This is a genomic window from Kitasatospora sp. NPDC057936, from assembly GCF_042887525.1.
Taxonomy (GTDB): Bacteria; Actinomycetota; Actinomycetes; order Streptomycetales; family Streptomycetaceae; genus Kitasatospora.
Genome location: NZ_JBHVPD010000024.1, coordinates 1 through 26,642, shown reverse-complemented (window position 1 = coordinate 26,642; position 26,642 = coordinate 1). Strand labels below are relative to the sequence as shown.

The 26,642-nt window shown below is 74.3% G+C and carries 27 protein-coding genes; 9 read left to right on the top strand and 18 right to left on the bottom strand.

What is annotated here, in order from left to right:
• Positions 1 to 12: 12 nt before the first annotated feature.
• Together ACFVU9_RS15515 and ACFVU9_RS15510 are read right to left on the bottom strand one after the other, a co-directional pair.
• Positions 13 to 507 carry a GNAT family N-acetyltransferase gene (locus tag ACFVU9_RS15515; RefSeq protein ID WP_380442681.1) on the bottom strand — a complete coding sequence of 165 codons (495 nt, stop codon included), beginning with the start codon at positions 505 to 507 and terminating at the stop codon, positions 13 to 15.
• Between the two features lie 121 nt (positions 508 to 628).
• Positions 629 to 1,666 (bottom strand): aldo/keto reductase, encoded by a 1,038-nt coding sequence (locus ACFVU9_RS15510; RefSeq protein WP_387593654.1) that lies wholly within the window; start codon positions 1,664 to 1,666, stop codon positions 629 to 631.
• A gap of 101 nt (positions 1,667 to 1,767) precedes the next feature.
• Between ACFVU9_RS15510 and ACFVU9_RS15505 the strand changes: the two genes are divergently transcribed.
• Positions 1,768 to 2,382 carry a TetR/AcrR family transcriptional regulator gene (locus tag ACFVU9_RS15505; protein ID WP_380442685.1) on the top strand — a complete coding sequence of 205 codons (615 nt, stop codon included), beginning with the start codon at positions 1,768 to 1,770 and terminating at the stop codon, positions 2,380 to 2,382.
• A gap of 61 nt (positions 2,383 to 2,443) precedes the next feature.
• Here ACFVU9_RS15505 and ACFVU9_RS15500 read toward each other — a convergent pair whose 3' ends face one another.
• On the bottom strand, positions 2,444 to 4,039 hold the full coding sequence (locus tag ACFVU9_RS15500) for a phytoene desaturase family protein (RefSeq protein WP_387593652.1): 1,596 nt from the start codon (positions 4,037 to 4,039) through the stop codon (positions 2,444 to 2,446).
• 89 nt (positions 4,040 to 4,128) lie between these two features.
• Here ACFVU9_RS15500 and ACFVU9_RS15495 point away from each other — a divergent pair, with 89 nt between their 5' ends.
• Complete coding sequence (locus tag ACFVU9_RS15495) at positions 4,129 to 4,848, top strand: C39 family peptidase (RefSeq protein ID WP_380442688.1); 720 nt, start codon at positions 4,129 to 4,131, stop codon at positions 4,846 to 4,848.
• A 28-nt stretch (positions 4,849 to 4,876) separates the two neighbouring features.
• On the opposite strand, the gene ACFVU9_RS15490 is transcribed toward ACFVU9_RS15495, so the two are convergent.
• The 3 genes from ACFVU9_RS15490 to ACFVU9_RS15480 all read right to left on the bottom strand — a co-directional run bounded on the left by ACFVU9_RS15490 (position 4,877) and on the right by ACFVU9_RS15480 (position 7,724).
• On the bottom strand, positions 4,877 to 5,917 hold the full coding sequence (locus tag ACFVU9_RS15490) for a TerD family protein (RefSeq protein WP_380495289.1): 1,041 nt from the start codon (positions 5,915 to 5,917) through the stop codon (positions 4,877 to 4,879).
• An 85-nt stretch (positions 5,918 to 6,002) separates the two neighbouring features.
• Positions 6,003 to 7,187 carry a cytochrome P450 gene (locus ACFVU9_RS15485; RefSeq protein ID WP_380508114.1) on the bottom strand — a complete coding sequence of 395 codons (1,185 nt, stop codon included), beginning with the start codon at positions 7,185 to 7,187 and terminating at the stop codon, positions 6,003 to 6,005.
• A 9-nt stretch (positions 7,188 to 7,196) separates the two neighbouring features.
• Positions 7,197 to 7,724 carry an inorganic diphosphatase gene (locus ACFVU9_RS15480; RefSeq protein ID WP_387593729.1) on the bottom strand — a complete coding sequence of 176 codons (528 nt, stop codon included), beginning with the start codon at positions 7,722 to 7,724 and terminating at the stop codon, positions 7,197 to 7,199.
• A 167-nt stretch (positions 7,725 to 7,891) separates the two neighbouring features.
• Here ACFVU9_RS15480 and ACFVU9_RS15475 point away from each other — a divergent pair, with 167 nt between their 5' ends.
• The 4 genes from ACFVU9_RS15475 (at position 7,892) to ACFVU9_RS15460 (ending at position 10,851) form a co-directional block, all read left to right on the top strand.
• A complete protein-coding gene (locus ACFVU9_RS15475; RefSeq protein ID WP_380442694.1) occupies positions 7,892 to 8,410 on the top strand; it encodes a PadR family transcriptional regulator in 519 nt (172 codons plus the stop codon).
• Between the two features lie 121 nt (positions 8,411 to 8,531).
• Entirely contained in the window at positions 8,532 to 9,767 is a 1,236-nt protein-coding gene (locus tag ACFVU9_RS15470) for a DUF2306 domain-containing protein (RefSeq protein ID WP_387593649.1), read from the top strand.
• Between the two features lie 47 nt (positions 9,768 to 9,814).
• On the top strand, positions 9,815 to 10,672 hold the full coding sequence (locus tag ACFVU9_RS15465) for a hypothetical protein (protein WP_387593647.1): 858 nt from the start codon (positions 9,815 to 9,817) through the stop codon (positions 10,670 to 10,672).
• Positions 10,673 to 10,680: 8 nt separating this feature from the next.
• Entirely contained in the window at positions 10,681 to 10,851 is a 171-nt protein-coding gene (locus ACFVU9_RS15460; RefSeq protein WP_387593645.1) for a hypothetical protein, read from the top strand.
• A gap of 25 nt (positions 10,852 to 10,876) precedes the next feature.
• Here the strand turns inward: ACFVU9_RS15460 and ACFVU9_RS15455 are convergent, their stop codons facing one another.
• From ACFVU9_RS15455 to ACFVU9_RS15445, 3 genes are all read right to left on the bottom strand, one after another.
• The gene (locus ACFVU9_RS15455) at positions 10,877 to 12,778 is read right to left on the bottom strand and encodes a CocE/NonD family hydrolase (RefSeq protein ID WP_387593643.1); all 1,902 of its coding nucleotides are present in this window, start codon (positions 12,776 to 12,778) and stop codon (positions 10,877 to 10,879) included.
• Positions 12,775 to 13,182 (bottom strand): cupin domain-containing protein, encoded by a 408-nt coding sequence (locus ACFVU9_RS15450; protein WP_387593728.1) that lies wholly within the window; start codon positions 13,180 to 13,182, stop codon positions 12,775 to 12,777. The genes ACFVU9_RS15455 and ACFVU9_RS15450 overlap by 4 nt, the downstream gene beginning before the upstream one ends.
• A 179-nt stretch (positions 13,183 to 13,361) precedes the next feature.
• A complete protein-coding gene (locus ACFVU9_RS15445; RefSeq protein WP_380495274.1) occupies positions 13,362 to 14,114 on the bottom strand; it encodes a Mut7-C RNAse domain-containing protein in 753 nt (250 codons plus the stop codon).
• Positions 14,115 to 14,233: 119 nt separating this feature from the next.
• On the opposite strand from ACFVU9_RS15445, the gene ACFVU9_RS15440 reads away from it, so the two are divergent.
• Positions 14,234 to 14,512: a hypothetical protein gene (locus ACFVU9_RS15440; protein WP_380442706.1), complete on the top strand. Its 279-nt coding sequence runs from the start codon at positions 14,234 to 14,236 to the stop codon at positions 14,510 to 14,512.
• Here the strand turns inward: ACFVU9_RS15440 and ACFVU9_RS15435 are convergent.
• A complete protein-coding gene (locus tag ACFVU9_RS15435) occupies positions 14,416 to 15,714 on the bottom strand; it encodes an MFS transporter (protein ID WP_380495272.1) in 1,299 nt (432 codons plus the stop codon). The two genes, ACFVU9_RS15440 and ACFVU9_RS15435, sit on opposite strands and share 97 nt — an antisense overlap.
• A gap of 259 nt (positions 15,715 to 15,973) precedes the next feature.
• On the opposite strand from ACFVU9_RS15435, the gene ACFVU9_RS15430 reads away from it, so the two are divergent.
• Together ACFVU9_RS15430 and ACFVU9_RS15425 are read left to right on the top strand one after the other, a co-directional pair.
• Positions 15,974 to 18,322, top strand: a complete 2,349-nt coding sequence (locus ACFVU9_RS15430; protein ID WP_387593640.1) for a molybdopterin cofactor-binding domain-containing protein — start codon at positions 15,974 to 15,976, stop codon at positions 18,320 to 18,322.
• Positions 18,323 to 18,362: 40 nt separating this feature from the next.
• On the top strand, positions 18,363 to 18,830 hold the full coding sequence (locus ACFVU9_RS15425; RefSeq protein WP_380442713.1) for a (2Fe-2S)-binding protein: 468 nt from the start codon (positions 18,363 to 18,365) through the stop codon (positions 18,828 to 18,830).
• 57 nt (positions 18,831 to 18,887) lie between these two features.
• On the opposite strand, the gene ACFVU9_RS15420 is transcribed toward ACFVU9_RS15425, so the two are convergent.
• The 8 genes from ACFVU9_RS15420 to ACFVU9_RS15385 form a co-directional block, all read right to left on the bottom strand.
• Positions 18,888 to 19,952 (bottom strand): cobalamin-independent methionine synthase II family protein, encoded by a 1,065-nt coding sequence (locus tag ACFVU9_RS15420; RefSeq protein WP_387593638.1) that lies wholly within the window; start codon positions 19,950 to 19,952, stop codon positions 18,888 to 18,890.
• Positions 19,953 to 20,047: 95 nt separating this feature from the next.
• Positions 20,048 to 20,656 carry a TIGR03086 family metal-binding protein gene (locus ACFVU9_RS15415; RefSeq protein WP_380442717.1) on the bottom strand — a complete coding sequence of 203 codons (609 nt, stop codon included), beginning with the start codon at positions 20,654 to 20,656 and terminating at the stop codon, positions 20,048 to 20,050.
• A gap of 142 nt (positions 20,657 to 20,798) precedes the next feature.
• Complete coding sequence (locus ACFVU9_RS15410) at positions 20,799 to 21,548, bottom strand: SDR family NAD(P)-dependent oxidoreductase (protein WP_380442456.1); 750 nt, start codon at positions 21,546 to 21,548, stop codon at positions 20,799 to 20,801.
• Positions 21,549 to 21,655: 107 nt separating this feature from the next.
• Complete coding sequence (locus tag ACFVU9_RS15405; RefSeq protein ID WP_380442458.1) at positions 21,656 to 22,336, bottom strand: class I SAM-dependent methyltransferase; 681 nt, start codon at positions 22,334 to 22,336, stop codon at positions 21,656 to 21,658.
• Positions 22,337 to 22,558: 222 nt separating this feature from the next.
• Positions 22,559 to 23,383 (bottom strand): transglycosylase family protein, encoded by an 825-nt coding sequence (locus ACFVU9_RS15400; protein ID WP_387593635.1) that lies wholly within the window; start codon positions 23,381 to 23,383, stop codon positions 22,559 to 22,561.
• Positions 23,384 to 23,936: 553 nt separating this feature from the next.
• Positions 23,937 to 24,605, bottom strand: coding sequence for a response regulator transcription factor (locus ACFVU9_RS15395; protein WP_359971371.1), 669 nt, complete (start codon positions 24,603 to 24,605; stop codon positions 23,937 to 23,939).
• Positions 24,606 to 24,687: 82 nt separating this feature from the next.
• Entirely contained in the window at positions 24,688 to 26,355 is a 1,668-nt protein-coding gene (locus ACFVU9_RS15390; protein ID WP_387593632.1) for a sensor histidine kinase, read from the bottom strand.
• Between the two features lie 83 nt (positions 26,356 to 26,438).
• A partial coding sequence (locus ACFVU9_RS15385; protein ID WP_387593630.1) for a SpoIIE family protein phosphatase occupies positions 26,439 to 26,642 on the bottom strand: 204 nt, incomplete at its 5' end.

The following is a 26,642-nucleotide window of genomic DNA, read 5'->3' as shown; positions in this document are numbered from 1 at the left end:
GCGGCGAGGCCCCTACACCAGCGGCTTGGCCAGGACGAGTTCGCGGCCGGTGCCGTCGTCGAGGAGGTCGCCGAGCTCGTCGGTGTCGGCGAAGGCGTGGCGGCGGTAGAGGGCGATCGCGGCGTCGTTGTGGGGCGTGACGGCGAGCTTCAGGGTGGAGCAGCCCTGGGCGGCGGCCCACTTGGCGATCTCGGTGATCAGGAGGTCGCCGGCGCCCCGGCCGCGGGCCTGCGGGGCGACCCACATCGAGATGAGCTCGGCGGCCGTCGGGTCCTCGTCGGCGGGGACGCCGCTGGCCATGGCGACGGGCGTGCCGTCCAGGACGGCGACCAGGTCGAGCGCGCCGGGGATCTCCAGGCGCGAGCGCCAGCGGTCCTCGTGGTCGCCGGGGCCCTGCCAGTCGGCCAGGGTGGAGCCGAAGGCGTACGGCGCCTCGGCGAGCGCGGCGAGGCGCAGCTCGCGGAAGACGGGCCAGTCGTCGGAGGAGAGGATTCGCAGTTCAAGCATGGTGCGGACCTTGCCGCACCGGGCACCGGTACGGCAAGCCCATTATCCGGCGAGGGGCGGGTCCGCCCTGGTTCGGAGGACCGTCACGACCGGCGGAGACGGGATCGCTCCGCACTGTCCGTCAGCCGGTCATGGGCGGGTTGAGGCGGGCGAAGGCCTCCTGGCGGCGGTAGGGGAAGTAGGGGTAGGGGGCGGTGCGGTGGCTGGCGGCGTCGAGGCGGGTGATCTGGTCGGGGGTGAGGGACCAGCCGACGGCGCCGAGGTTCTGGCGGAGCTGGTCCTCGTTGCGGGCGCCGATGATGACGGAGGAGACGGTCGGGCGGCGCAGGAGCCAGTTGATCGCCACCTGGGGGACGGTGCGGCCGGTCTCCTCGGCGATCTCGTCGAGGGCGTCGACGACGCGGTGGAGGTGGTCGTCCTCGACCGGGGGGCCGTAGTCGGCGGTGTCGTGGAGACGGCTGCCGGCCGGGACGGGCGTGCCGCGGCGGATCCTGCCGGTGAGGCGGCCCCAGCCGAGCGGGCTCCAGACGAGGGCGCCGACGCCCTGGTCGGCGGCCAGCGGCATCAGCTCCCACTCGTAGTCGCGGCCGACGAGCGAGTAGTAGACCTGGTGGGCGGCGTAGCGGGGGCGGCCTTGGCGGTCGGCGGCGGCGAGGGACTTCATGAGCTGCCAGCCGGAGAAGTTGGACACGCCGGTGTAGCGGACCTTGCCGGCGCGGACGAGGTCGTCGAAGGTGGCCAGGACCTCCTCGACGGGGGTCGCGGCGTCGAAGGCGTGGAGCTGGAAGAGGTCGATGTAGTCGGTGCCGAGGCGGCGCAGGGCGTCGTCGACGGCCTTGGTGAGGCGGGCCCGGGAGGTGCCGGCGTCGTTGGGGCCCTCACCGGTGGGCAGGCCGGCCTTGGTGGAGATGAGGACCCGGTCGCGGCGGCCGTGGACGGCCTTGCCGAGCACCTCCTCGGAGGCGCCGTCGGAGTAGACGTCGGCGGTGTCGAACATCGTCACGCCGGCGTCGATGGCGATGTCGAGGAGGCGGCGGGCCTCCTGGTCGCCGGTGGTGCCCCAGGCGCCGAAGAGCGGGCCCCGCCCGCCGAAGGTGCCGGTGCCGAGGCTGAGCGCGGGGACCTTGAGGCCGGACGCGCCGAGCTGACGGTATTCCATGGTGATTGCTCCCCCAGGAGGCGACTAACGGGACGTTCGTTCCGTTAAGATGCCTCGACCGTAGCAGAGTCCGACGAGCTAATGGAACAGGAATCCCGTTAATGGTCGACGAGAGCCAGCCCGTCCCGGGCACCGTCCGCCCCGGCGGCCGCACCGCGCGCGTGCGCGCCGCCGTCCTGCGCGCCGCGGAGGACGCGCTCGTCGAGCACGGCTTCGCCGGCCTCGACCTCGGCGACATCGCCCAGCGCGCCGAGGTCGGGCGCACCACCGTCTACCGGCGCTGGGGCGGCACCAGCGCCCTGGTCGCCGACCTGCTCGCAGACATGGCCGAGCAGTCGCTGCCGCGCACCCGCAGCGGCTCGCTCGCCGAGGACCTGCGCGCCAACGCCCGGCTGGTCCAGCGCACCCTCGCCGACCCGCGCCAGGGCGCGCTGTTCCGCGCGGTGATCGTCGCGGCGAACGGCGACGCGGGCGCGGCGGAGGCGCTCCGGCGCTTCTACGAGGTGCGGGTCGCCGAGTGGGCGCCGTGCGTCACCGAGGCCGTCGAGCGCGGCGAACTGCCCGCCGGCACCGACCCGGCGGAGGTCGTGCGGGCCGTCTCGGCCCCGCTCTACTACCGGATGCTCACGACGGCCGACCCGCTGGACGAGGCCGCCGCCGACCGCGCCGCAGCAGCCGCCGAGGCGGCGGCCCGGGCCGGGGCGTACTGCCGCTGAACCGCGAACGGCCGCACAGCGCAGGGGCGTTGTGCGGCCGAAGGGGCCAGGAACACCAGGGTCACCGGGCCGCTTCCTCCAGGACCGCCATCGCCGCGTTGTGGCCGGAGATGCCGCTGACTCCCCCACCGCGTACCGCCCCCGCGCCGCACAGCAGCACGTTCGGGTGGGCCGTCGCCACGCCCCAGCGTTCGGCGGCGCCGGCCGGATCCCCTTCCGCGTACGGGAAGGACAGGTCGCGGTGGAAGATGTGACCGCCCGGCAGGCCGAGCTCGCGCTCCAGGTCCAGCGGCGTCTTCGCCTCCACGCAGGGCCGCCCGTCGGCATCCGTCGCCAGGCAGTCGGCGATCGGCTCGGCGAGCACCTCGTCCAGCTGCGCCAGACTCGCCGCCAGCGCACGGGCCTTGACGTCCTCGTACGTCGACGGGTCCGCGAACAGCCGTGCGGGCGTGTGGAGCCCGAAGAGGGTCAGGGTGTGGAGGCCCTGCCCGATCGCGCCAGGGCCGAGGATCGAGCTGTCGGTGAGCGTGTGGCAGTAGATCTCGGACGGCGGCGCCGAGGGCAGCCGGCCCGACGCCGCCTCGCCGTACGCCGCCTCCAACTGCCGGTAGCCTTCGGCGATGTGGAACGTCCCGGAGAAGGCGTCCCGCGGGTCGACGGCGGAGTCGCGGAGGGCGGGAAGTCGGCGCAACACCATGTTGACCTTCAACTGCGCGCCTTCCGGCGGAAGTTCAGCCGAAGGCTCGCCACCGAGAAGCCGCGCCAGGGTCGCCGGCGCCGCGTTCACCAGTACCTTGGCACCCACCACTACGGCTTCGCGGTCTTTATGACGGTAGGTCACCTCGGCATCGCCGTGGCCGTCCGTCGCGATCGCCGTGACCTCGCATCCGGTGCGCAGCTCGGCACCCGCCGCCAGCGCCGCCTCCGTGAGTGCGCCGGTGACCGCGCCCATGCCGCCGACCGGGACGTCCCAGTCGCCCGTTCCGTTGCCGATGACGTGGTAGAGGAAGCAGCGGTTCTGCCGCAGCGAGCGGTCGTGGGCGTGGGTGAACGTGCCGATCAGGGCGTCCGTCAGCACGACGCCGCGCACGAGGTCGTCGGCGAAGGTCCGCTCGATCGCCTCGCCCAGCGGCCGCTCGAACAGCGCCTCCCAGGCGGCGTCGTCCCCGATCCGGCGACGCAGCTCGGCGCGCGAGGGAAGTGGTTCGGTGAGCGTGGGGAAGACGCGCTCGGCGATCCGCCCGGTCGTGCCGTAGAAGCGGCGCCAGGCCTCCCACTCGCGCTCGCCGCCGGTCAGCGCCCGGAAGGACTCGCGCGTGCGGTCCGGGTCGGCCGCGTCGACGAGCAGGCCGGTCGGCTTCCCGTCCCGCACCACCGGCGTGTACGAGGAGATCCGGCGGCGCCGCAGCTCCAGCCGCAGGCCGAGCTCGCGCACGATCGCGCGCGGGAGCAGGCTCACGAGGTACGAGTAGCGCGACAGCCGCGCGTCGATCCCCGGGAAGGCCTCGGCCGACACCGCCGCCCCGCCCACCCGCGGCAGCCGTTCGAGCACCAGCACCCGCCGCCCGGCCCGCGCGAGGTACGTCGCCGCCACCAGTCCGTTGTGCCCGCCGCCGACGATCACGGCGTCGTACCGCGAGGACGCGTTCGTGTTCATCCGGCCACGGTACGACCGAACGGACGCCGCGTCACCGGTTCGGGGCGCACCGGCTGCGCTCCGTAGCCGTCCTTCGTAGCGTCATGGCCATGACGATCATTGCGAAAGCACGCGCGGCCTGCGTCGCCGCCCTCGTCGGCGCGACCCTGGCGGCCGGCACCGGGACCGCGACGGCCGGCGGCGGCGTCGGCGGGGGCGTCGGCGGCGGGGGCGTCGGCGGCATCGAGGCGGCGTCGGTGCCGTACTACCACCAGGCACTCGCCAACGACTGCGAGGCGGCGGCCCTGCGCATGGTCCTGGCCTCGCGCGGCGTGACGGCGAGCGACCAGGACGTCCTGGACCGGATCGGCGTCGACTGGGACCACCCCGAGTTCGGGCACTCCGGCCCACTCTCCGGTGACCCGTACGAGGCCTTCGTCGGCGACCCGGACGGCTCGGAGGTGGACGGCACCGGCTTCGGCGTGTACGCCCCGCCGGTGGCGAAGGCCGCCCGCGCCTTCGGGCTCTCCGTGGCCCATTCGGGCTCGGGCATCTCGGTCCAGACCCTGAAGGACAGCCTGGCCGCCGGCCGCCCGGCGATCGTGTGGGTGGACTACCTGTGGCGCCACCTCAGGTCGACCACCTACACGGCGTACGACGGCGTCAAGGTCCTCTACGCGGGACCGGCCGAACACGCCGTCGTCGTCACGGGGTTCGGCGACGGCACGGTGTCGGTCAACGACCCCGCGCGCGGCCGGACGACCGTCTCGGAGACGGACTTCGAGAACGGCTACGCGACCTACGGCCGGATGGCGGTCGTCGTCGACTGACCAGGACCGCCACCCGCCGCGGGACGGCCTAGAAGAAGCTGTCGTCGTCGCCCTCGTAGTAGTTGTTGACGACGACCTGGGGCTCGTCGTCGCTCAGCGCCTCGTTGAGCAGCGCGCCGCCGACCAGGCCCGCGGCACCGGCACCCAGCAGGGCGCCGGTGCCGAAGCGGCGGCCGCCCTGCTGCTCCGGGTGGCCCTGGCCGGGGACCTGCGGGTACCCCTGCTGGTAGCCCTGGGGGTACCCCTGCTGGACCGGCTGCGGGTACCCCTGCTGCGGGGTGTAGAACGGCGGCGGGGTGGTCTGCACGCGCTGAGCACAGGCGGCGCACGCCTGGATCGGGCGCGGCACGCCCCACTGCGGCGACCACTGCACCGCGGTCGAGCCGACGCCGTGCGAGGGGTCGAAGAAGCACGTCACTGCGGAACTCCCTGTTGCTTGCTGGACCGTTGCTGCCTGAGGGACAGAGGGGACGGCCGGCGGGGCCGCAGGCGCCGCCGGGGCGGCCGGCTGGAGCAGCGCGACGCCGAAGTCGGTCGCGATGCCCGCCAGCCCGGTCGCGTAGCCCTGCCCCACGGCCCGGAACTTCCAGTCCGCGCCGTTGCGGTAGAGCTCGCCGAACACCATCGCCGTCTCGCTGCCCGCCTCGGCGGCGACGTCGTAGCGCACCACCTCGGTGGCCCCGTCGGCGTCGGTGATCCGGATGTACGCGCCGCTCACCTGACCGAAGGACTGCCGGCGCTGCGCCGCGTCGTAGATGGCGACGGCGAAGACGATCCGCTCGACGTCGGCGGACACGTCGGTGAGCGAGACGTCGATCCGCTCGCGGTCCCCGCCGGCACCCAGGTCACTGCCGTGGTGGCGGACCGAGCCGTCCGGGCTGCGCAGGTTGTTGAAGAAGACGAAGTGCCCGTCCGAGACGACCTGCCCGGAGCGCCCGCACAGCAGCGCGCTGGCGTCCAGGTCGTATCCGGGGCCCGCCGTCCAGCCGAGGCCCACCCGCACGGCCCCGAGCCCGGGGGCCTGCTTGCCCAGCGAGACGTTGCCGCCCTTCGTCAGGGCCACACCCATGGCGCTTCCTCTCCTCCACACCCTTGCTTTTTGCACTGCCGACCTCGACAACGCTGTAGAGCCCGTGCCGGTTCCCGCCGACAGGTCAGTACCGGACGGGCAGCTCCAGCAGGCCGCGGGCGCGCAGCGCGGGCCGGTGGCGCAGCTGCTCGACGGGCACGTCGAGGGCCAGGTCGGGGAAGCGGCGCAGCAGCGCGCCGAGCGCGATCTCGGTCTCCATGCGGGCGAGCGGCGCGCCGAGGCAGTAGTGGATGCCGTGGCCGAGGGAGAGGTGGCCGCTCTCGCGGCGGCGCAGGTCGAGCCGGTCCGGGTCCGCGAACTGGTCGGGGTCGCGGTTGGCGGACGCTATGGCGAGCAGGACGGTCTCGCCGGCCGGGACGGTGACGCCGCCGATGGTGACGTCCTCGCGCGGGAAGCGTCGGATGGACAGCGGGGCCGGGCCGTCGAAGCGGGCGAACTCGTCGAACGCGCCCTCGACCAGGGCCGGTTCGGCCCGCAGGGCGGCGAGCTGCTCGGGGTGGGTGAGCAGGGCGAGGACGGCGTTGGCGATGAGGTGGACGGTGTTCTCGTAGCCGGCGAAGAGGATCAGGAAGGCGAGCGAGGTGAGTTCGTCCTCGCTGAGCCGGTCCTCGGCGTCGCGGACCGCGATGAGGTCGGAGAGGAGGTCGTCGCCGGGGGCGGTGCGCTTGCGCCCGATGAGGCCGGTGAAGAAGGCGAGCATCGCGCCGACGGCGGCCTTGGCGTCCTGCGGGCGCTCGGGGTCGGGGGTGATGAGGGCGTCGGTCCAGGCGCGGAAGTCGTGCCGGTCGTCCTCGGGGACGCCGAGCAGGTCGCAGATGACCGTGATGGGCAGCGGCGCGGCGTAGGCGGCGAGCAGGTCGGCGCGGCCGAGCGGGGCCATCGCGTCGAGCAGCTGCTCGGCGACCCGCTCGATCGGGCCGCGCAGGGCGGCGGTCCGGCCCGGGGTGAACGCCTTGGTGACCAGCCGGCGGATGCGGGTGTGGTCGGGCGGGTCCATGGTGAGCAGGTTGGCATCGAGGGCCGGCGGCAGCCTGAAGCCGCGGTAGTTGCCGGGCGCCGCATGGGCCTTGTCGAGGGACAGCCGCGGGTCGGCGAGGGCCTGGCGGACGTCCGCGTAGCGGGTCACCAGCCACACGGGCAGTCCGTCCGGTCCGACGACCCGGTGGACGGGGGCGGCGGCGCGCAGGGCGGCGTAGCCCGCGTAGGGGTCGGCGATCAGGGCCTTCACGGTCAGGTCGGATGACGTCACATGATCACCTTACGACCGGCGGCGGACCCCGTTTCCGCTGCCCCGGGCCGCGCAGGCCGGGCCGGCGAAGCGCGTCCCCACCGCCCGGGCCCGGGAACCCGCGATCTCGCGGTAGGCGTCGGCGCGGCCCGCCCAGTGCGAGCCCTCGACGGACTTGCCGCGCTCCAGGTCCTTGTAGACCTGGAAGAAGTGGGTGATCTCCAGCAGGTCGAAGCGCGGCAGGTCTCCGATGTCGCGCAGGCCCTCGTAGCGCGGGTCCCGGGCCGGCACGCACAACACCTTCTGGTCCGGCCCGCGTTCGTCGCGCATGACCCACATGCCGACGGCCCGGCAGGTCTGCACGCAGCCCGGCACGGCCGGCTCGCCGCCGAGCACGAGGGCGTCCAGCGGTTCGCCGTCGCCGCCGAGGGTGCCCTCGACGTAGCCGTAGTCCGCCGGGTAGCGGGTGGCGGTGAAGAGCGTCCGGTCGAGGCGGATGCGGCCCGCGGCGAAGTCCATCACGTACTTGTTGCGGGATCCCTGCGGGATCTCGATCATGACCTCGAAGAACGTCGACCCGGGCCCGCCCCGGTCCTCGAACTCCACCTGCGCCTCCACTGCGGCCTCCTCGCCGGTCCTGTGGCGATTGTCCGCCGCGGGGGCCCGCGCTGCCCACCCCCCGCGACGCGTGTTGGGGCGCGGGGTGCGCGCGGTACCGTCACCGCATGCCCGAAACCCGGTTGACCACCCCCTCGTTCCTCGTGCTCGGCATCATCGACAAGCTGGGCGAGGCCAGCCCGTACGACGTCAAGGTGGAGGCGGCCCGGACGGTCGCGCCGTTCTGGTCGGTGCCGCACGCGCAGGTGTACGCGCAGTGCGACCGCCTGCTGCAGGGCGGGCTGCTGTCCGAGGTGCGGCAGGAGGGCGGGCGGGGCCGACGGCTGATGCGGCTCACCGACGGGGGGAGGGCCGCGCTGGCCGAGTGGCTGGCCGATCCGGGCTTCGAGCCGGTGGAGGCGCGGGAGCGGAACATCCTCAAGCTGTGGTTCGGCGGCAGCCCGCGGATCCTCGCGCCGGGGCAGGTGCTGGAGCACGGCCGCACGCTCGGCGAGTACGAGCACCTGGCGGAGGAGGTCGGCGAGCTGCTGAGCCGGGGGGAGCGCGAGGCGCTGGAGTTCGGCATCCGGTACGAGCGGATGATGGTGGACTTCTGGCAGTGGGTGCAGTCCCGCGACGACTCCTGACGCCCGCGCGGCGCCCACCCGACGCCTACCTGACGGTAGCAATCCGCGCCGCACCCATTGACCGCACCGTCGGACGGCCCTACGGTCCCCATAGTCCTTTCTGGACCATCTGATCAGGACCGTGGGAAACCGCACAGGCGGGAGGGTCGCGATGCGGCGGCTGAACGGCACGACGGACGACCGGAGCGGACGGACGGAAGGACCGCGGCAGGTCCGCTGGGGCCGGGTGGCCGCCCTCGCGGTCGCCGGGCTCTGCGTCGTCTACGCGCCCATCGCCATGACCGACGTCTGGCCCTACGAGCACCCCGGCGCGTTCGCGCCCGGCCGGTGGGTGCTCGCCCACTCCGGGGTCTCGCCCGCCTACGTGGCCGAGGCGCTCGCCGACCGCCTCGAACCGTACCGGCGCAGCTTCGTGCCGCTGCTGGTGCACACGGTCCTCGGCGGCGTCCTGATGCTGCTCGGCCCGCTCCAGCTCTGGTCGGCCGTCCGGCGGCGGATCCGGCTGCACCGCACCGTCGGCGTCGTCTTCGCCGTCACGGTGTACGCGTCGATGGCCGGCGCCGCCGTCTACCTGGCCCGCACCCCGCCGGCCCAGGCGTTCAGCGGGGCCGCGTTCTGGGTCGTCCTCGCCACCATCCTGGTCGGCACGGTGCTGAGCACGACGCTCGGCATCGGCGCCGCCCTCACCGGCTTCCCCGACCTGCACCAGCGCTGGCTGCTGCTCTGCTACGGCTACCTGATGACGGCGCCGCTGCTGCGCCTGGAGTGGGGCGCGCTGCCGCTCGTCCTCGGGAGCCGGCCGGTCGCCGAGCTCAACCGGGTGGCGATCATGCACCTCGGGTCGATCGTGACGTTCGGCGCCCTGGCCGCCTCCCGGGCCCTCGACCGGCGGACCACCGTGCGCGGCATGACCGGCACGTGGTGCCCGCCCGCCGTCCTGGCCGCCGCCCAACTCGTGGGCGCCGCCGGGGTGGTGTGGCTGGTCCGGTCGTTCGCGGCCTGGGGCCCGGAGGGCCGGCGGCTCCTGCTCGCCTACCTGATCCCGCTCCTGCTGACGTACGTCTTCATCATGGTGCGGCAGCGGCGGACGACGGGCTGGGCGCGCGAGGAGTGGCGGCTGCACCTGGCGTTCCTGTGCCTGGCGCCCGCGTTCTCCGCCGTCGCGGCACCGCTCTTCGAGCACGGGATGCGCCTGGACGGGCGGACCGCGCTCATGGCCGGTGTCGGCATCGGCTGCGGGATGCTCGCCTTCGCGGCCACCGCGGTGGTGAGCCTGCGGGTGCTGTACGCCCGTGAGGTGACGAAGCGTCAGAGCAAGGCGCCGGTCGCGCGGCCGACGTCGGCCCTCCCGCTGTAGCAACCTCTGCCCGGGCCGACGACCAACTCCGCAGGAGGACCGTACACATGAGCACCCAGGACCCGGACCTCGGTGGCCGGGAGCTGTCGCCCGCCATCACGACGCTGTCCGCCGTCGTCGCGGTCGTCAGCATCCTGACCGGCGCACTGATGGCCGTCGCGGGCCTGACCGGGCACGCCTTCGGCGCGTGGCACTCGCCGGAGGCGCTCAGCCCCGGGCTGATCGGCGCGGCCATGGTCGGCGTCTCCCCCGGGCTGCTCGTGGTCGGCCGCGCGCGGGTGTGGGAGGAGGTGCGCACGCTCGTCCTGCCGACCGCCGTCGTGCTCGTCGGCCTGTTCGCCGTCAGCGTCGCCGACGGGCGCGAACTGCACGTCGCCACCGGCGGGTTGATCGTCCTGGTGATGTTCAGCCTGGGCTGGGTGGCCGTGCTCGGCGCGCTGGCCGCCGCGTCGGTGCTCTGCCTCGTCGTGCAGTACCGGCGGCCGGTCACCGCGCCCCCGGCCCGGACCGCCCCGCTGCCCGCGTGGTCGAAGCCGCTGCTCGCGGTGCTCGGCTCCGGGTGGCTCGGCCTCGGTACCGGCCTGGTGCTCGCTCCCCGCTTCTGGGGCGGGCTCGTGCCGTGGGCGGTCGGCCGGGCCGACGCGCAGGGCCTCGGGGTGTGGTGCCTCGCGCTCGGGGTGGGCGTGCTCGGCGCCCTCGCCGAGGACGACCTCGCCCGGCTGCGGCCCGCCCTGCTCTCCGTCCCCGGGGTGGCACTGGCGTCGGCCGTCCTGCTGGCCGGGCGCGCGGGGGACGTCACGTGGTCGTCCGGGGCGGCGCTCCCGCTCGTCGTCCTGCTCGCCGGCCTGCTCTCCACCGGCGCCATCGGCCACTGGCTGCTGACCCGGCGGGCCGTGCCGGCCTGACGGACACCGTGCTCGCCGAACTCCTGGCCGTGCCCGACGGCGAAGGCGAGCGGTTCGTCGCCACGCTGGAGCGGACGGCCGCCGACCGCCTCACGGCCGTCGTCCGCGAACGCAACCCCGAGCGGCCGAACAAGTACCTCACGCACACCTGGACGCTCGCCCTCCACCCGCCGCAGTGACGGGCGGAGGACGAGCGCCTGCCCGTCAGTCCACGACGGGGAGTTCGAGGTAGGACGGACGGGCTCCGCCGTGGCCGATCGCGTACGCGGCGCGGCCGTCGGCGGGGAGCAGCTGGAACGAGTCCGGGTTCGCCGCGGCGACCGTGACGCGGATCCGGTCGCCCGCCTTGAACAGCACCGAGGTGGGGAGCAGGTCCACCGTCACCCGCTCGGGGCGGCCCTGCGGGAACGGGGTCGCGTCGGCGGCGGCGTACGTGCGGGGCGTGCGCAGGCTCCGCCAGTCGGGGTTGTCGTCCCGGTCGGCCACTGCGCGGTCGGCCAGGGCGAGTTGGCCTTCCGTCAGGTACGTGACGCGGCCGTCCGGGGTGACGTCCTCCAGGTACACGTGCAGGGCGCCGTTCGCCGATCCCTCCAGCCCGGTGACGTCGAGGACCACGCGGCCGAGGCCGGTCACCCGGGTGTCGCGGCCGAGGGCCGGGCCGGTGTAGCTGAGGAGACGGGTGTCCACGGCGGCGCGGTCGGGGTAACTGACCTTGTTCCCGGTGAGGTTGGTGTTCCAGCGGTCGAACGGGCCGGTCCCGGCGGTCGGGTCGAGGCGGAGCGTGTCACTGCCCCCGCCCGTACCGCCACTGCCCTTGCCGTCGCCGCCGCCGTCCTCCTCCGGGCGCTGCCAGGAGAGCGCGTTTCCGCCGTCGAGGTAGAGGCGGCGGTCGCGGGTGCCGGGCAGCGGGAAGCGGTCGGTCGTGCGCCAGACCCCCTCGTTCATGGTGTAGTAGTGCAACTCCCGCTTGCCATCCGGCTGTTCGCCGTTCTTGACGTACCGGTCGAAGAACGCGACGGTCCGGTCGTCGAGTTGGGCGCGCTCGGCGTCCGTCAGGTGGCGCGGGGTCCGGAACGGGTCCGCGATCCACGCCATGCCGTGGCTCCACGGGCCGATCCACGCGTCCTGGGTGTTCGACAGGGTGGTGAACTGGGACAGCACGCCGTTGGCGGTGCCCGCGTCGAGCCAGCCGGCGTCCGTCAGGACGGGCACACCGCCCGCCTCGACGGCGTCGGTCTTCTCGCCGACGCTGCCGACCGTCCAGCTCTTCGGGCCGTCCTGGTAGTCGCGGTAGGCGCCCTGGTGGGCCATCTCGACGAGGTTGGCGTTGCCCGCGTGCTCGGCCCGGGCGGCGGCCAGCAGCGCGGTGCCGTCCGGACCGTCCACCGGCCGCGGGATCGCGCCGGTGAGGCCGGTGGCGTCGCACACCGCCCGGGTCTCGGCGCTGGTGTCGCAGGTGGTGCCGGCCGACCGGTCGAGGATCCGCAGGAGCATCGCGTAGGGCGCGATCCGCGGTTCGATGAGCACCCCGCCGGGGCGCACCAGGTCCTCGTACGGGTCGAAGTCGTAGGAGACCGGCGCGGCGGCGGTGATGTGGTGGTCGCCGAGCGCGGTGGCGAGCATCGCCGTGTCGCCGCCGTAGGAGACGCCGGTGGTGCCGACCCGGCCGTCGGACCAGGGCTGCGCGGCGATCCAGTCGCTCAGGGAGCCGCTGTCGGCGACGGCCTTCTCGCCGATCTCGGCGTCCAGCGTGCCGAAGGACGCGCCGGTGCCGCGCAGGTCGGCGACGACGTAGGCGTAGCCGCGGGCGTTCCACCCCGCCGCGTCGCCGCTCTCGCCCTGGTCGGGGACGCCCTGCTGGACGCGGGCCCGCCAGTAGCGCTGGGTGACCAGGACCGTCGGCAGGTTCGCGCCCGCGGTGGTGCCGGCGGGCAGGTGGACGTCGACGGCCAGCCGCACGCCGTCGGGCATGGGCACGTACAGCGACCGCAGGTGCGGTTCGGCCGGCGGTGCGGCAGCGGCCGGGACCGTCGACAGCCCGAGGACGGTCAGTGCCGCGACCGCCGCCGCCGAGGCGCGGCGGAGCCTCCCCCCTCCACGGCTCATCGGACCGTCGCCTCCCACGGACCCTTCTCCGGGCGGGCCTCGGAGTCCGTCCCCGGCCACGGCGGCATCGTGACGGCCGCGATGCGCAGCGGCCCTTCGGCGTCGTCGTCCGCCCGGAACTGGAACGCGGTGCCCAGCGGTATCGAGGCGGCCGTCCCGGGGGCGAGCGGGACGCTCTCCTCGCGGTCCCCCTGCCGGCGCCACAGCCGGCCGCGGCCCTCGGTGACGAACCACAGTTCCTGCACGGTGGCGTGCGACACCGCGCGCGTCACGTCCCCGGGTGCGAGCTCGAAGACCGCGAGGCTCCCCTGCCCGGCCAGGTCGAGCAGCGGGAACACCGCCGCACCGTCCGGCGCCACCACGACGGGCGCCTCGCCTACATCTGTCGTCCCGAACGGCTGCACGTTCAACGAATGCATGTGAATCGGACCCGGCCTCTCTGGCACGTCTTCCACGACGGAACACCGCTGGCTCGCCCCCACCGCCGATGGGATCACGCGCTGCGGAACGCCCGCCAGAGGACCGGTCCCTGGCTTTACCCTGAACCCGGCGTCCGGGTCACCCCCTGCGCCACCCAGTGCGCTCAGTCACCCGCCGTGACGGCCGTCCCGCCGAACTCGCGGACCGCGTCCGCCACGATCGCGTCCAGCCGCGCGTGGTGTGCGCCGCGCCAGTACGCCTGGCCGCAGTCCGCGCACTGCGCGAACGCGTCGTACGAGCGCTCGGTGCCGTCGTGCAGCTGCTCGCGCACCGTCGTCTTCTCCACCGTGCGCAGCGTCCCGTTGCACGTCGTGCAGCGGCTCCAGGGAGCCAGCGGCGGGGCGAAGCGGGAGAGGACGTCGCGCAGCTGCTCGGCCGGGCGGTGGCTGTAGACGTAGGCGCCGGCCCAGAGTTCGCGGCGGCGCAGCAGGCCGCGGTCGCGCGAGAGCATGACGCGCCGCTCGGCGGCGGAGCGGGCGGCGAGGGCGGCGTCGCCGATGTCCGGGTTCTCGTAGGCGGCGTCGACGCCGAGCAGGCGCAGGCGGCGGGCGAGGGTGCCGAGGTGGACGTCGAGCAGGAAGCGCAGCGGGCCCGGGGCGGGCTGCGGGCGGGCCACCCCGCGCACCTCGACGTGTTCGGCGTCGGCCGGGACGTGCGAGTCGGGCACCGGGCGGCCGTCGACGAGCAGGGCCCCGACCTCGGTGAGCGGCACCCCGAGGGACTCGACGACGTGGCCGAGCGTCGAGGTGCCGTCGGTGCGCAGCTCGGACCGGCCCTCGCGGCGCCGGCCGGCGACGAAGAGGTGCAGCTCAGGGGCGAAGTCGACGAAGATCTGCGGTCTGTCCGGGGTGTCCACGCGGCCAGCATGCCAGCGGGCGGCGAGCCGGGGCCACCGTTTTCCGGCGCCGGTCCGGCCGTACGGTGCCGGAGTACGATCGGACGTATCCGGAGCAACGGCGGCCTTGGGAGCACGCGATGGCCGGTGACAGGCAGCCCCACGACGGCCGGCGGGCCCACGGCGACCGGCGGGACGACGATGCGGCGGGACCCCTGGCCCGCCTGGACACCGGGGAGCCGGACGACCTCTTCGACGGCCGCGACGAGCGCGGGCCCCGCCGGAAGGGCGAGGAGCAGCCCTACGGCGGCGACGACGACCTCTACGGCGCCTCGGCGGCGGTGGCCGGCGTCGGGGCCGCGGACGTCAGCGCGTCGGACGCGGCGGTGAGCGGCGCCGAGGAGCCCGACGACGGGTGACGCCGGTCGCGCTCGGCCCACCGGACGGCCGGGCCCATCGCGTAGCCGGCCGCCAGGAACACCGCGCCGAGCACGAGCCAGCCGGGCAGTCCGCCGTCGAGCAGCAGCGTCGTGAGGACGAGCGGCCCGAGGGTGCGCGCGACGGCGACGCCCGTCCCGAAGAAGCCCTGGTACTGCCCGATCCGGTCGGCGGGCGCGAGGTCGAAGCTGATCTGCCACGACCCGGCCGACTGCCGCATCTCCCCCACCAGCAGGAAGACCGAGCCGCCCAGCAGCAGCGCCGCGAACGCCCACTCGGGCACGTCCAGCGCCGAGAGGCCGAACACCGCGCACGAGCCGAGCAGCAGCACACCGGCCGAGCGCACCGCGCGCGAACCCGACGCGGGGTCGCTGACGTCGCGCGCCACCCGCACCTGGAACGCCATCACACCCACGGTGTTGAGGACGAACAGCACCGACCCGAGCCAGCCGAGGCCCGACGCCCGCTGCGCGAGCCAGAGCGGGATCACGAGGCTCAGCAACGGCATCCGCAGCAGCAGAACGGTGTTGACGAGCGCGACGACGGCGTACCGGCGGTCCGTCAGCACCTCGAAGCGCGGCCCCGGCCTCGACTGGCCCGCCGTCGAAGGGACTTCGGGCAGCCGCAGCAGGACCAGCCCGCCGACGACGAACCCGAGCGAGGTCACGACGAACGCCCCGAGGTACGCCTCGCGGGTGCCGACGGTCAGCGCGATGCCGCCGATCGCGGCGCCGACCGCCAGTCCGCCGTTGAGCGTCGACTGCAGGTGGGCCAGCAGGCCGGTGCGCTCCGCGGGCGACACCAGCCCGCCGACGAGCGCCTGGCGCGCGGCGGTGAGCCCGGACTGGGTGGTCGCGTAGAGGCAGATGGCGGCCAGGAACAGCGGGTAGGAGCGGATCACCAGGAACAGCGCGACGACCGCCGCCGTCGCCAGCGCGAGCCCCACCGCCGTGCGGCGCGGGCCCCGCTGGTCGGCGAGCTGGCCCAGCGGCACGCCCGCGAGCGAGCCGAGCGCCCACGCGACGGCGAGGCCGATACCGAGGCGGGCCGCGGACATCCCGACGACGTGCGTGAAGTAGAGCGCGGAGCAGGTGTAGTAGGCACCGTCCCCGACGGCGCTCGCCAACTGGGCGGCGGCGAGCGTCCGCTGGGGCCCGGCGGGCGGGACGAGACGAGTCGGCACTTCGCTCCTGACAGGTCGGTGGACGGCGCGCGGGCCGCCCGTTCGCAACGGTTCACAACGGTTCGCACGCCAGCCTAGGGAGCCAGTGGCCCATCCGGAAGAGCCAATGATCAAGCTCTTTCCTGGGCCACTTGTCCATCGGTACCCGCACCGGCACGCGACGGCTGAACCACCGTGCGACGGCGTCATCCGTTCGCCCGCAAGCGACCCGCCCGCCGGAACAAATTTGCCGGTGTTGACCCGTCAGTAACGCCCTCCTATGCTCAACGGCGTTCGCGACCCGGCACCGACCGTACCGGCGCCGTCACCGGCTCGAAGGGCTCCTCCCATCACCACCTCCACCGCCCCCTCGGGCGGCGCCTCCGGCGCGCCCGACGCGGCCGACGCACCCGACGCCGAACCCGGTCGCCGCCGCTTCCTCACCTACCTCCTCGCCGCGCCCACCCTCACCGTCGCCGCCCGGCTCGGCCTGGACGCCGCCGCCCCGGCCACCGCGCGCGCCGCCGTCAACGCCGCCGCGAATGCTCAAACCAGCTCCGCACCGCCGCAGTTGATCGGCCTGCCGGGCATCCCGGACGTCCTGGACCTCGGCGACGCCCTCATCCTGGCCGGCCTGCCGACCTCCCACCTGCTCGTCCTGGAGCTCACCGCCGCCGGGCGCGCCGTCCTGCACCTGCCCCGCCTGGAAGTCGGCCAGGGCCTCACCACCGCCGTCGCGATGCTCGTCGCCGACGAACTCGACGCCCGCCTCGCCGACGTCGACGTGCCGCTCTCCGACGGCCGCCCCGAGCTGCTGTTCAACCAGCTCACCGGCGCCTCCAACTCGGTACGCTCGCTGTACGACCCGGTGCGCGCCGCCGCTGCCGCCGCGCGCGCCCGCCTGGTGACCGCCGCCGCGCGCCGCTGGAACCTCCCCGCCGGCACCCTGCGCACCGCCGACTCCGCCGTCCTCGCCCCGGACGGCCGCCGCGCCGGCTACGGCGAACTCGCCGCCGACGCCGCGGCGATCACCGTCCCGGCCGTGTCCTCGGCCCCCAAGACGGCGGACCGGCTGCGCCTCGTCGGCAGGCCCACCGGCCGCATCGACGCCCGCGACATCGTCACCGGCCGCGCCAAGTACACCGGGGACCTGGCCGTCCCGGGCGCCGTGCCGACCGTCGTCGCCCGCCCGACCACCGTCAACGGCACGCTCGACTCCCTGGACGCCACCGCCGCCCGCGCCATGCCCGGCGTGCTCGGCGTCGTACGGATCCCGAGCGGCGTCGCCGTCCTCGCCGAGACCTTCGACCAGGCGCTGAAGGCCCGCGACGCGCTCGTCACCACCTGGCACCCGGGCCCGGCCGCCGGCCTGTCCGACGCCGACGTCCGCGACCGGCTCCGCGCCGCCCACGCGCCGTTCCTCGTCCCGCCGCTGCTCACCGCCCACGTGGACGGCGAGTTCGACTTCGCCTTCGTCAACCACGCCCCGATGGAGGTCCTGACGGCGATCGCGGACGTGCGGCCGGGCCGGGCCGAACTCTGGTTCGCCGCGCAGACCCCGATCGTCGCCCAGCAGACCATCGCCGCCGAACTCGGCCTCCCCCAGGACGCCGTGACGGTCCACGTGGTGCGCGGCGGCGGCTCGTTCGGGCGGCGGCTGTTCTTCGACGCCGCGCTGGAGGCCGCGCAGATCTCCAGGGCGGCCGGCCGCCCGGTCAAGCTCATGTGGACGCGCAACGACGACATGCGCCACGGCCGCATGCGCCCCGCGAGCCACCACCGCGTCCGGGCCACCCACGCCCTCGGCCAGGTGCTCAGCTACGAACACCGCGCCGCCACCGTCAAGACCGACATGCGGCACGGCCTCGGCGAGGCCCTGACCGCCGCCGGGTTCAACCTCTCGCTCGCCGGGATCAGCCTCAACCAGGCCTTCTTCCTCCTCGCCGAAAAGAACCCCTACAACGTCGGACTCCCGACCCAGCTGCTCACCGAAGTACCCCTGGACGTGCACACCGGCAGCTGGCGCTCGGTCTACTCCGGCACCGTCCGGGTCGCCGACGAGATCATGATGGACGAACTCGCCCGCCGGATGGGCCAGGACGAGGTCGCCTTCCGCCGCGCCCGGCTGCGCGACGCCGCCGGCCGGGCCGTCCTGGACGCCGCGGCCACGGCCGGGAACTGGGGCCGCCCGATGCCGCCCGGCCAGGCCCAGGGCGTCGGCTACCACGACGAGAACGGCGGGCGCGCCGCCTACCTCGTCGAAATCGACGCCACCGACCCGAAGAACCCGCGCGTCACCAAGGCCGTGATCGCCGCCGACGTCGGCCAGGTGGTCAACCCCCGCGGCCTGGAAGCCCAGTTGACCGGCGCGCTGATGGACGGCATCTCGGTGATCCTCCAGGCCGGCAACCACCTCGACAACGGCGCCTTCCGCGAGGGAAGTTACGGCGACTTCCACTACGCGCGGCAGCGGCACTCCCCGCCCGCCGTCGAGATCCACCTCATGCCGCCGAGCGGACCGCCCGGCGGCGCGGGCGAGTTGGGCGTCCCCGCCGCCTCCGCCGCGGTGGCCAACGCCTACGCCCGAGCGACCGGCACGAGCCCGCGCTCGTTCCCGATCAACTTCTGACCCTCCCACCCACGTTCCCGCCGAAGGACCCCGCCTCCCCATGCCCAGCCACACCTTCGTCCTCAACGGACAGCCGGTCACCGTCGACGCGCCGGACGACATGCCGCTGCTCTGGGTGCTGCGCGACAAGCTCGGCGTCACCGGCCCCAAGTACGGCTGCGGCGTGGGCGTCTGCCGCGCCTGCACCAGCCACCTGGACGGCCGGGAGTTCCAGCCCTGCACGATGGCGGTCAAGGACTGCGCGGGCCGCGCCGTCACCACGATCGAGGGCCTCGCCGACGGCGACACCCTGCACCCCGTCCAGGAGGCCTGGCTCGCCTGCGACGTCGCCCAGTGCGGCTTCTGCCAGCCCGGCCAGATCATGACCGCCGCCGCCCTGCTGCGCCGCACCCCCGCCCCGACGGACGCCGACATCGACCAGATCCAGAACATCTGCCGCTGCGGCACCTACCCCCGCATCCGCGAGGCGATCAAGCAGGCCGCGGCCGCCACCCGGCCGGCGTCGTAGGCGGAGCGGACGGCCCCGGCGGAGGCCGAATCCCGCCGGGGCCGATTCACACCCGGCTCACACGCCGAGCTCCTTCGCCGCCAGCGCCGTGCCCTGCACCCGCGCCGCGATCTTGGCGAACGCGGTCTCGCGCGAGGTGGAGGTGTCGTCGGCGAACGGCGAGAACCCGCAGTCGTCGGTGGTGCCCAGCCGGTCGACCGGGATGTGCCGGGCCGCCGCCAGCACGCGGTCGCGCACCTCCTCCGCGGTCTCCACCCGGGGGTCGATCGGGTCGGTCACCCCGATGAACACCTTGGCGTCCGAGGGGAGGTGGTCCGCGATGACGGCCAGGACGCGGTCAGGGTCGGCCTCGCTCGCCAGCTGCACGTAGAACTTGCCGGCCTTCAGCTGGAAGAGCTTCGGCAGCAGCCCGGCGTAGTCGACGTCCAGGCTGTGGGTGGAGTCGAGGTCCCCACCCGGGCAGGTGTGCACACCGATGCGCGCCCGCTCCTCCGCGGAGAAGCGTTCGAGCACCCGGTTGTTGAGGGCCACGAAGTCGTCCAGGAGGCCGCCGGACGGGTCCAGCTTGAGCGACAACCTCCCCTCGGTGAAGTCGAGTTGGACGGTGTGGGCGCCCGCGTCCAGGCAGCCCCGGATGTCCGCCTCGGCCTCGTCGACCAGGTCCTCCAGGAACACCTCCCGCGCATACCCGTCGATGCCGCCGGCCGGATAGAGGAGGCTGAGCGCGGACGGCGCGATGACGGCCTGCTTGACGGGCTTCGACGTGTGGCGCAGCGCGTCCCGCAGGTAGGTGTCGGCGCGCACCTGGTACCGGAACGGCCCGGCGGTCAGGCTCGGCAGCTGCCGGGTGTGCCCGTCGGCGAACGGGATGACGGCGCCGCCCCCGTCGAGGGTTTTCAGACCCGTCAGGGGGTACGTCGCGAAGCTCGGCTTGGCCTGCTCGCCGTCCACCAGGACGGGGCAGCCGAGTTCCTCCAGCCGGGCGAGGGTCTCGGCGGTGGCCTCGTCCTGCAGCTTCTTCAAGTCGGCGTCGGAGAGCCGCCCTTCGGCGTGCTCGGCGATGGCGGCGAGCAGCGCGGACGAGCGCGGGATGCTGCCGATGGGCTCCGTGGAAATGGTCATGACCGGACGTTAGAAAGGCGGGCCGCGCACGTGCAACGGGGCGCGCGGCGCACTCCGTTGCCTGCGCGCGCTCCGCACGCCCCCGCCCCGCCGGTTCACGCCCCCGGGACGACCGCCTTGGGGTCGCGCCCGAAGAACCCCGCCAGCCGGTCGTACGGCGGCGCGTCCTCCGGCACGGCGACCTCGGGGCCGAACGCGAAGGAGGCCTCGTCCGCGCCCCGGTACCCCGGCTTGAGCGCTCCGCGCGCCCACGCGAGCGCGGCGAGTGCCACCTCGTGGTCCAGCCCGTCCGTGGACTGCCCGGTGGATTTGGCCAAATCCCAGGCATGGACGGCCAGTTCCGCGACCTCCTGGTCCACCGGGAAGCGGGCCGGGAACGACCCCACCCCGGGCACCTCCAGCGTGCCGGTGAGCTCCCCGGCCTCCCGCCAGGCGTCGACCAGCTCCTCGGCGCCGGCCTCGAAGGCGTGCAGCCAGTCCGCCTCCACCCGCTCGAAGGACTGCGACCAGTCCGGCCGGCCGCCGCGCGCCTGGACGGTGAACTGCCGCAGGTCGAACAGGAGATGACTGATCAGCGTGCCGACGTCCCACGAGCGGCAGGGCGTCGGGTGGCCGGCCAGCTCGACGCCGGTGCCGTCGATCAGGCCGGCGGTCTGGGCGAGCGCCCGGGCGAGCAGGTCGATCGGGTCGTCGGTCGCGGTCATGGCACGGCCCTCCTGGGACGGCAGGTGATCGGTCCCCGTGATGCTAACCGCGACCACGAACCATCGCCCGGCCCCCGGCTCCGGCGCCACGCCGGGGCCGGAGCCGGGGCCGGAGCCGGGGCCGGGGAGCCCGGCGCGTCCGTCAGGCCGCGAAGCCGCCGTCCACCGCGAGCTCGGCGCCCGTGACGTACCGGCCGTCCTCGCCCACCAGGTACGCGACGGCCGCCGCGACGTCCGCCCCCGTGCCGTAGCGCCCGAGCGAGGTCAGCCCGGCCTGGAACGCGGCCGACTCGCCGTCCGCCGGGTTCATGTCGGTGTCGATCGGCCCGGGGTGGACCACGTTCACCGTGATCCCGCGCGGCCCCAGCTCGCGGGCCAGCGCCTTGGTCAGCCCGATCGTCGCGGCCTTGCTGGTCGCGTACAGCACGGCGCCGCCGAAGGCGACCCGCTTGGCGATGCAGCTGCCGATCGTGACGATCCGCCCGCCCTCGGACAGCAGCGGCGCGGCCGCCTGGGCGAACAGGTACGGCGCCCGGACGTTCACCTCCAGCACGCGGTCGACGTCCGCCGCCGTCATGTCGCCGATCGGCCCCATGGCCCCGACGCCGGCGTTGTTCACCAGGACGTCGAGCCGCCCGAACCGCTCGACGGCCGCGGCCACCACGGCCCGGACCTCCTGCGGGTCGGCGCAGTCCGCCCGGACCGCCCAGCCGCGCCGCCCAGCCGCGGTGATCTTCGCCGCGACGGCCTCGGCCCGCTCGGCGCTCCCCTGGTAGGTGAGGACGACATCCGCGCCGTCCTCGGCCAGCCGCAGCGCGATCGCCTCCCCGATCCCCCGGCTCCCGCCGGTCACCAGGGCCACCTTGCCGTCGAGCCCCATCGCACCGTTCATCGTCGTCTCCCAAGTCGCGAGTACTGAAAGCCCGTTGTCGGGCACGACTCGATCCTCGACGGCGGCGGCGCAAACCTCCGGCGGTATTCGGACGTTGCGTTGAAGGTTCAACAGTGTGCGCGGTAGTGCGACGCCACCGCCGGCTGCCCCGTGTAGTTCGGCCCGGCATCCGCGTCCGCCCCGGCGTACGCGAACGGCAGGTGAACGCTCCGCCCGCCCTCCAGTACCAGCAGGTGCCGCCGCGCCCGGTACTCGAACCCGGCCTCGCGCAACGCCGCGACCACCGCCCGGCCGGCGCTCGCCCCATCCGCCCACCGCACCGACTCCGGGTCGAAGTGCGCGGCGAACCGCCCGTCCGGCGCGAGCCACGCGGCGGCCCTGGCGATGACGCCCAGCCGGTCGCCCAGATAGTGCAGGCCGTGGACACACGTGATCAGGTCGTACGACCGGCGTGGGGTCCAGTCCGCGAGCGCCGCCCTGACCAACCGCAGTCCCGGTAGTGAATCGGCATCAGGTGGCGGCGCGAGCGGACCGACGAGATCCACGCCCGTCAGAACCGCCCCCGCCGGAAGCCGACGCGCCGCCTCGACCATCGCGCGCCCCTCGCCGCTGCACAGATCCAGCCAGGCCGGCGCGGCCCCGCCGCGCCCGAGCAGCCACTCGGCCGGGTCGAACCCCAGCTCCCGCGCATAGCTGTTCACCCCGCTGAGGCCGCGCTCGCGGTTCATCGTGTTGTTGGCCACCACGGACGAGCCCACGAGCTCGCCGTCGGGTATCAGTCGCACCATCGGGCGACCCTATCGACACGCGGTCCGACCAGGCACGATGCCCCGCCCGCGGACCGCCGGCACGGGCCCGACACGCCGAAGGGCCGCACAGGGCCCCCTGGGGCGCCGCGCGGCCCTGCCGAGGAGCCGGGACCCCGGCCCCGCCCCCACAACGCGCGGAGCGGCCATCCCCGGGTCTCGGGATGGCCGCTCGGTGTGCGGTCGAACGGTGGCGACGATGCGTCAGACGGTCAGGTCCTGCCCCGGGAAGATCAGGTCCGGGTCGTCGCCGATGGTGCGGAGGTTCTTGCCGTACAGCGTGTCGGTGTCGGTGCCGAACCTGACCGCGATCTCGCTCAGCGTGTCACCGCTCTGCACGGTGTAGCCGCCGTTCGCGCTGCTCTTCGGGGTCGACGGAGCGGGCTTGGCCGGCTGGGCCGGTGCCTGCTGCGGCTGCGTCCGCGGCGTCGACCTGGTCGCGGGCTTGGCCGCCTGGTTGATTTCCTGCCCGGCGTCCTGCCCGGTGTCCTGCTTGGCGCCCTGCCTGGCGCCCTGCTTCGCCGCCGGCTTCGACGGCTTCGCGGCCGGCTTGGCCGCCGGCTGTGCGGGCTTGGCCGGGGCGTCGTTCACGGAATCCGCGACCTCCGCCGGGGCTCCGCCCTTGCTCAGGCCCGCCTTGTGCGAGCACACGGGCCACGCGCCCGGGCCCTGGGAGGCGAGGACCTTCTCGGCGACCGCGATCTGCTGCGCCTTGGTCGCGTGGTTGGCCTGGGAGGCGTACGCGGTCCCGCCGTACGCGGCCCAGGTGCCGGAGGCGAACTGCAGCCCGCCGTAGAACCCGTTTCCGGTGCTGATGCTCCAGTTGCCGCCGCTCTCGCACTGGGCGACGGCGTCCCAGGCCGAGGTGGGCGCGGCGGAGGCCGAGGTGGCCGTGACGAGGCCGGCAACCGGCAGGGCCGCGACGGCGGCACCCGCGACGATCCCGATCCGCAGGCGGTTGCGCTTGGCGGAGGCGGGGGTGGAGGTCGTGGAGTCGGTGGCAGTGGCGGTCTCGTGACGGGGATTCATGGAGATCCTCTCGACAAGCCCCGGGCAGGCAGACGGAACCAGGCCCTGGACGGGGCCGGTCGAATCCGTTCGCCTCACTCGATGGACGGCGGGGCACGTGTCGGACGTGCCGTGCCGTCCCGGCACCTCCGCTCGCCGACGGCCTGGGTACGGCCGGTCGCGTCGGCGGTACGGCCCTCGCGCCGGGGGTCAGTCGGCGGGCCGTGCGTCGGGGTGAACCCGGGTAGCGCTCGTTGCGCCGCCAATGAAGCTAGGGGCGGTTTGGTCGGCACGGCAAGCAATTCTTCGGGTACGCAGGTCAGTTGACTGTTACCGGCGGTATCGATCAAGAAGCGACGTCCAGTTGGACCGCATTTGATCGGATTTTCAAGATCAGATGTTCAATTCCCGTGCGCTCGGTCACACCTGTCCATTCATCAGACCACGCGCACTATCGACGGACCGTCACGGATCACTGACGGACCGTCATCGAAATAACCGAAGTTCCCGCCTCCGCGCGTCAGTTGAGTGACCTGCGTCACACCCGCCACGCTCCGTCGTCACGGGAACACGCTCAGCCGCGCCCGTCCAGCTCCGCGTCCCGTGCCAGCAGCGCCGCCTGGACCCGGTTCTCGCAGCCCAACTTGGCCAGGATCCGACTCACGTAGGTCTTCACCGTCGCCTCGCTCATGTGGATCCGCGCGCCGGCGTCCGCATTGGACAGCCCCTCGCCGAGCAGCGCGAGAACCTCCAGCTCACGGCCGGTGAGCACCTCCAGCCGGCGCCGCGCCTCCGCGCTGCGGGCGGCCGCCGAGCCGCTGCGCCCGGAGGCCAGCGAATCGACGATGTGCCTGGTCGCGGCGGGTGACAGGAAGGCGTTGCCGCTGGCCGCCGCGCGCACCGCCTGGATCAGCTCGGCCGGTGCCGTGTCCTTGAGGAGGAAGCCCGCGCCCCCCTCGGTCACGGCGCGCAGGACGTTCTCGCGCTCGCCGAAGGTGGTGAGGATCAAGGCCCGCGCGCCGGGTGCGGCCTTCGAGAGCTCCCCGAGTGCCGTCAGCCCGTCCATCACCGGCATCTGGATGTCCAGCAGCACGACGTCCACCCGGTGCGCCCGCGCGAGCTCCAGCGCGCGCCGTCCGTCGGCGGCCTCCGCGACCACCTCGATGTCGTCGGCGGAGGCGAGGATCATCCTGATCCCGGCCCGGATGAGCGGCTCGTCGTCGGCGACGAGGACTCGGATCACGCTGGACATCTCCTCGAACGGTGCTGGATGGGCGACGCCACCATCCTCACATCCGGACGCGGCCGGACCTCGACCGGCCCGGTCACTCCTTGACCCGGTAGTGCTCCTTGTCCACCAGGACGCCGTCCTTGAAGCAGAAGCGCACCGCGTTGTCCTCGCCGAACTTCTCCTTCGAGTCCTCGGCCTGGAAGTACACGCAGTGCGCGCCCTCCGGCACCGGCGGCCCGCCCTTGTCGAAGCCGTCGGTCAGCCAGGAGGCCCCGCGCGGCAGCCGGCCGAGCACGTCCGACTCCGACTGCCCGACCCGGACCCCGTCATAGGCGTCCTTCTTCACGGTCGCGCTGTCGCTGGCCTGGACGAAGGCCCACAGGCCCCACACGAGCAGTCCCAGCACGGTGAGCCCGACGCCCACCACCCCCACCGCGCACCCCAGCGCCGGACTGCGCCGCCGGCCGCCGTCCTCGACGGCGGGCAGGCCCTCCAGCACCCAGTCCTCGATCCCGGGGCCGGCCTCGCCGCCGTCGCCCCCGCCGTCCGCGGCCCCTTCGTACGGGAGCATCCCCGCCAGCCGGAAGCCCTGGTCGGGCGTCGCCCCCGCGTGCACCATGCCGCCGACCAGCCGGGCGCGCTCCCGCAGGCCGGTCAGGCCCTGCCCGCCGCTGACCGCCTGCCCGACCCCGGCACGCGCGCCCACGAGCTCCGGCGCACGCGGATTGGTGACCTCGACCACGAGCGCGTCCGGCTCGTACCGGAGCGCGACCGCGATCGGCGCACCGGGGGCGTGTTTGTGCGCGTTGGTGAGCGCCTCCTGCACGATCCGGTACGCCGCGTGGTCGACGGCGGCGGGCAGCGCACGCCGCTCCCCCTCCTTGCGGAAGGACACCTCCGCCCCGGCGGCGCGCGAGGACTCGACGAGACCCTCGATCCCGTCCACCCCGCCCCGGCCGCCGGACGCACCCGCCGACGTCGGCGCCGGCGGCACCGCCGTCGACTCGTCGTGCAGCACGCCCACCACCTCGCGCAGCTCCCGCATCGCGGCCACCGCCGCCTGCCGCAGCACGCCGACCGCCTCGCGCTGCCGGTCGGTGAGCGTGCGGTCCACCTCCAGCGCGCCGGAGTGCACCGAGATCAGCGCGAGCTGGTGGCCGAGGCTGTCGTGCATGTCCTGGGCGATCCGGTGCCGCTCGCGCAGCCGCGCCTGGTGCACCACCATGACGCGCTCGCGCACCAGCTGGTCGTTGCGCTCCCGCAGCGCGTCCAGGAGCGCGCGGCGCTGCGCCCGGTAGCGCCCCCACAGGGCGGGCAGCACCGCCGTGATCAGGAAGCCGCCCAGCGAGATCGCGATGATCGCCTTCGGCGACATCGAGCCGGCGTCCTTCAGCACGCCGGTCACGGTGAACAGCACCCAGCTCGCGACGAAGGTCGCGACCAGCACGCCGACCCGGCGCACCCGAGCGCCGGCCGCCCAGCCCGCCACGACGAGCAGCGGGAGCGGTCCGGGGGCCCAGCCGGCCACGGCCGCCGTCACCAGCAGGACGCTCGCCGGGAAGGCCCGCCGCAACAGGAACAGCAGAACGGTCCCGATCCCGACCGGCACCGCGAAGCCGGTGCTGCCGACGACCTCCAGCAGGACGGCGAACCCGCCCAGCAGCAGGACGGACAGCACCTCGCGCACCACCGCCCAGGGACCCCAGGGACCGGGCAGCGCCGTCCGTACCGCCTTCGTGCAGGCCCGTGCAATCGCGTTCACCCGTCCGAGGCTAACCGGACCGAGGGGCCCGCCGCCGTCACCCTTCGTAGCGCCGCCTCCCGACGAAAGTCGCCGCCCGCGCCTCACCGTTCGGCGACCCCGCGGAACTCGGTGAGCAGCAGCGCGACGTCGTCCACCCGGTGCGTGGAGCCGACCTCCCGCAGCACCCGGTCCGCGAGCCCCTCCAGCCCCTCCCCTCCGGGGCGTCCGAGCACGGTCCGCAGCCGCTCAAGCCCCTGGTCGATCGGCACCGCCGGATCCTCCACCAGCCCGTCCGTGTACAGGGC

Coding starts and splice junctions, on each gene's coding strand:
- ACFVU9_RS15515 (WP_380442681.1), bottom strand. CDS start 507: ATGCTTGAACTGCGAATCCTCTCCTCCGACGACTGGCCCGTCTTCCGC.
- ACFVU9_RS15510 (WP_387593654.1), bottom strand. CDS start 1,666: ATGGAATACCGTCAGCTCGGCGCGTCCGGCCTCAAGGTCCCCGCGCTC.
- ACFVU9_RS15505 (WP_380442685.1), top strand. CDS start 1,768: ATGGTCGACGAGAGCCAGCCCGTCCCGGGCACCGTCCGCCCCGGCGGC.
- ACFVU9_RS15500 (WP_387593652.1), bottom strand. CDS start 4,039: ATGAACACGAACGCGTCCTCGCGGTACGACGCCGTGATCGTCGGCGGC.
- ACFVU9_RS15495 (WP_380442688.1), top strand. CDS start 4,129: ATGACGATCATTGCGAAAGCACGCGCGGCCTGCGTCGCCGCCCTCGTC.
- ACFVU9_RS15490 (WP_380495289.1), bottom strand. CDS start 5,917: ATGGGTGTGGCCCTGACGAAGGGCGGCAACGTCTCGCTGGGCAAGCAG.
- ACFVU9_RS15480 (WP_387593729.1), bottom strand. CDS start 7,724: ATGATCGAGATCCCGCAGGGATCCCGCAACAAGTACGTGATGGACTTC.
- ACFVU9_RS15475 (WP_380442694.1), top strand. CDS start 7,892: ATGCCCGAAACCCGGTTGACCACCCCCTCGTTCCTCGTGCTCGGCATC.
- ACFVU9_RS15465 (WP_387593647.1), top strand. CDS start 9,815: ATGAGCACCCAGGACCCGGACCTCGGTGGCCGGGAGCTGTCGCCCGCC.
- ACFVU9_RS15455 (WP_387593643.1), bottom strand. CDS start 12,778: ATGAGCCGTGGAGGGGGGAGGCTCCGCCGCGCCTCGGCGGCGGCGGTC.
- ACFVU9_RS15440 (WP_380442706.1), top strand. CDS start 14,234: ATGGCCGGTGACAGGCAGCCCCACGACGGCCGGCGGGCCCACGGCGAC.
- ACFVU9_RS15430 (WP_387593640.1), top strand. CDS start 15,974: ATGCTCAACGGCGTTCGCGACCCGGCACCGACCGTACCGGCGCCGTCA.
- ACFVU9_RS15425 (WP_380442713.1), top strand. CDS start 18,363: ATGCCCAGCCACACCTTCGTCCTCAACGGACAGCCGGTCACCGTCGAC.
- ACFVU9_RS15420 (WP_387593638.1), bottom strand. CDS start 19,952: ATGACCATTTCCACGGAGCCCATCGGCAGCATCCCGCGCTCGTCCGCG.
- ACFVU9_RS15415 (WP_380442717.1), bottom strand. CDS start 20,656: ATGACCGCGACCGACGACCCGATCGACCTGCTCGCCCGGGCGCTCGCC.
- ACFVU9_RS15410 (WP_380442456.1), bottom strand. CDS start 21,548: ATGAACGGTGCGATGGGGCTCGACGGCAAGGTGGCCCTGGTGACCGGC.
- ACFVU9_RS15405 (WP_380442458.1), bottom strand. CDS start 22,336: ATGGTGCGACTGATACCCGACGGCGAGCTCGTGGGCTCGTCCGTGGTG.
- ACFVU9_RS15400 (WP_387593635.1), bottom strand. CDS start 23,383: ATGAATCCCCGTCACGAGACCGCCACTGCCACCGACTCCACGACCTCC.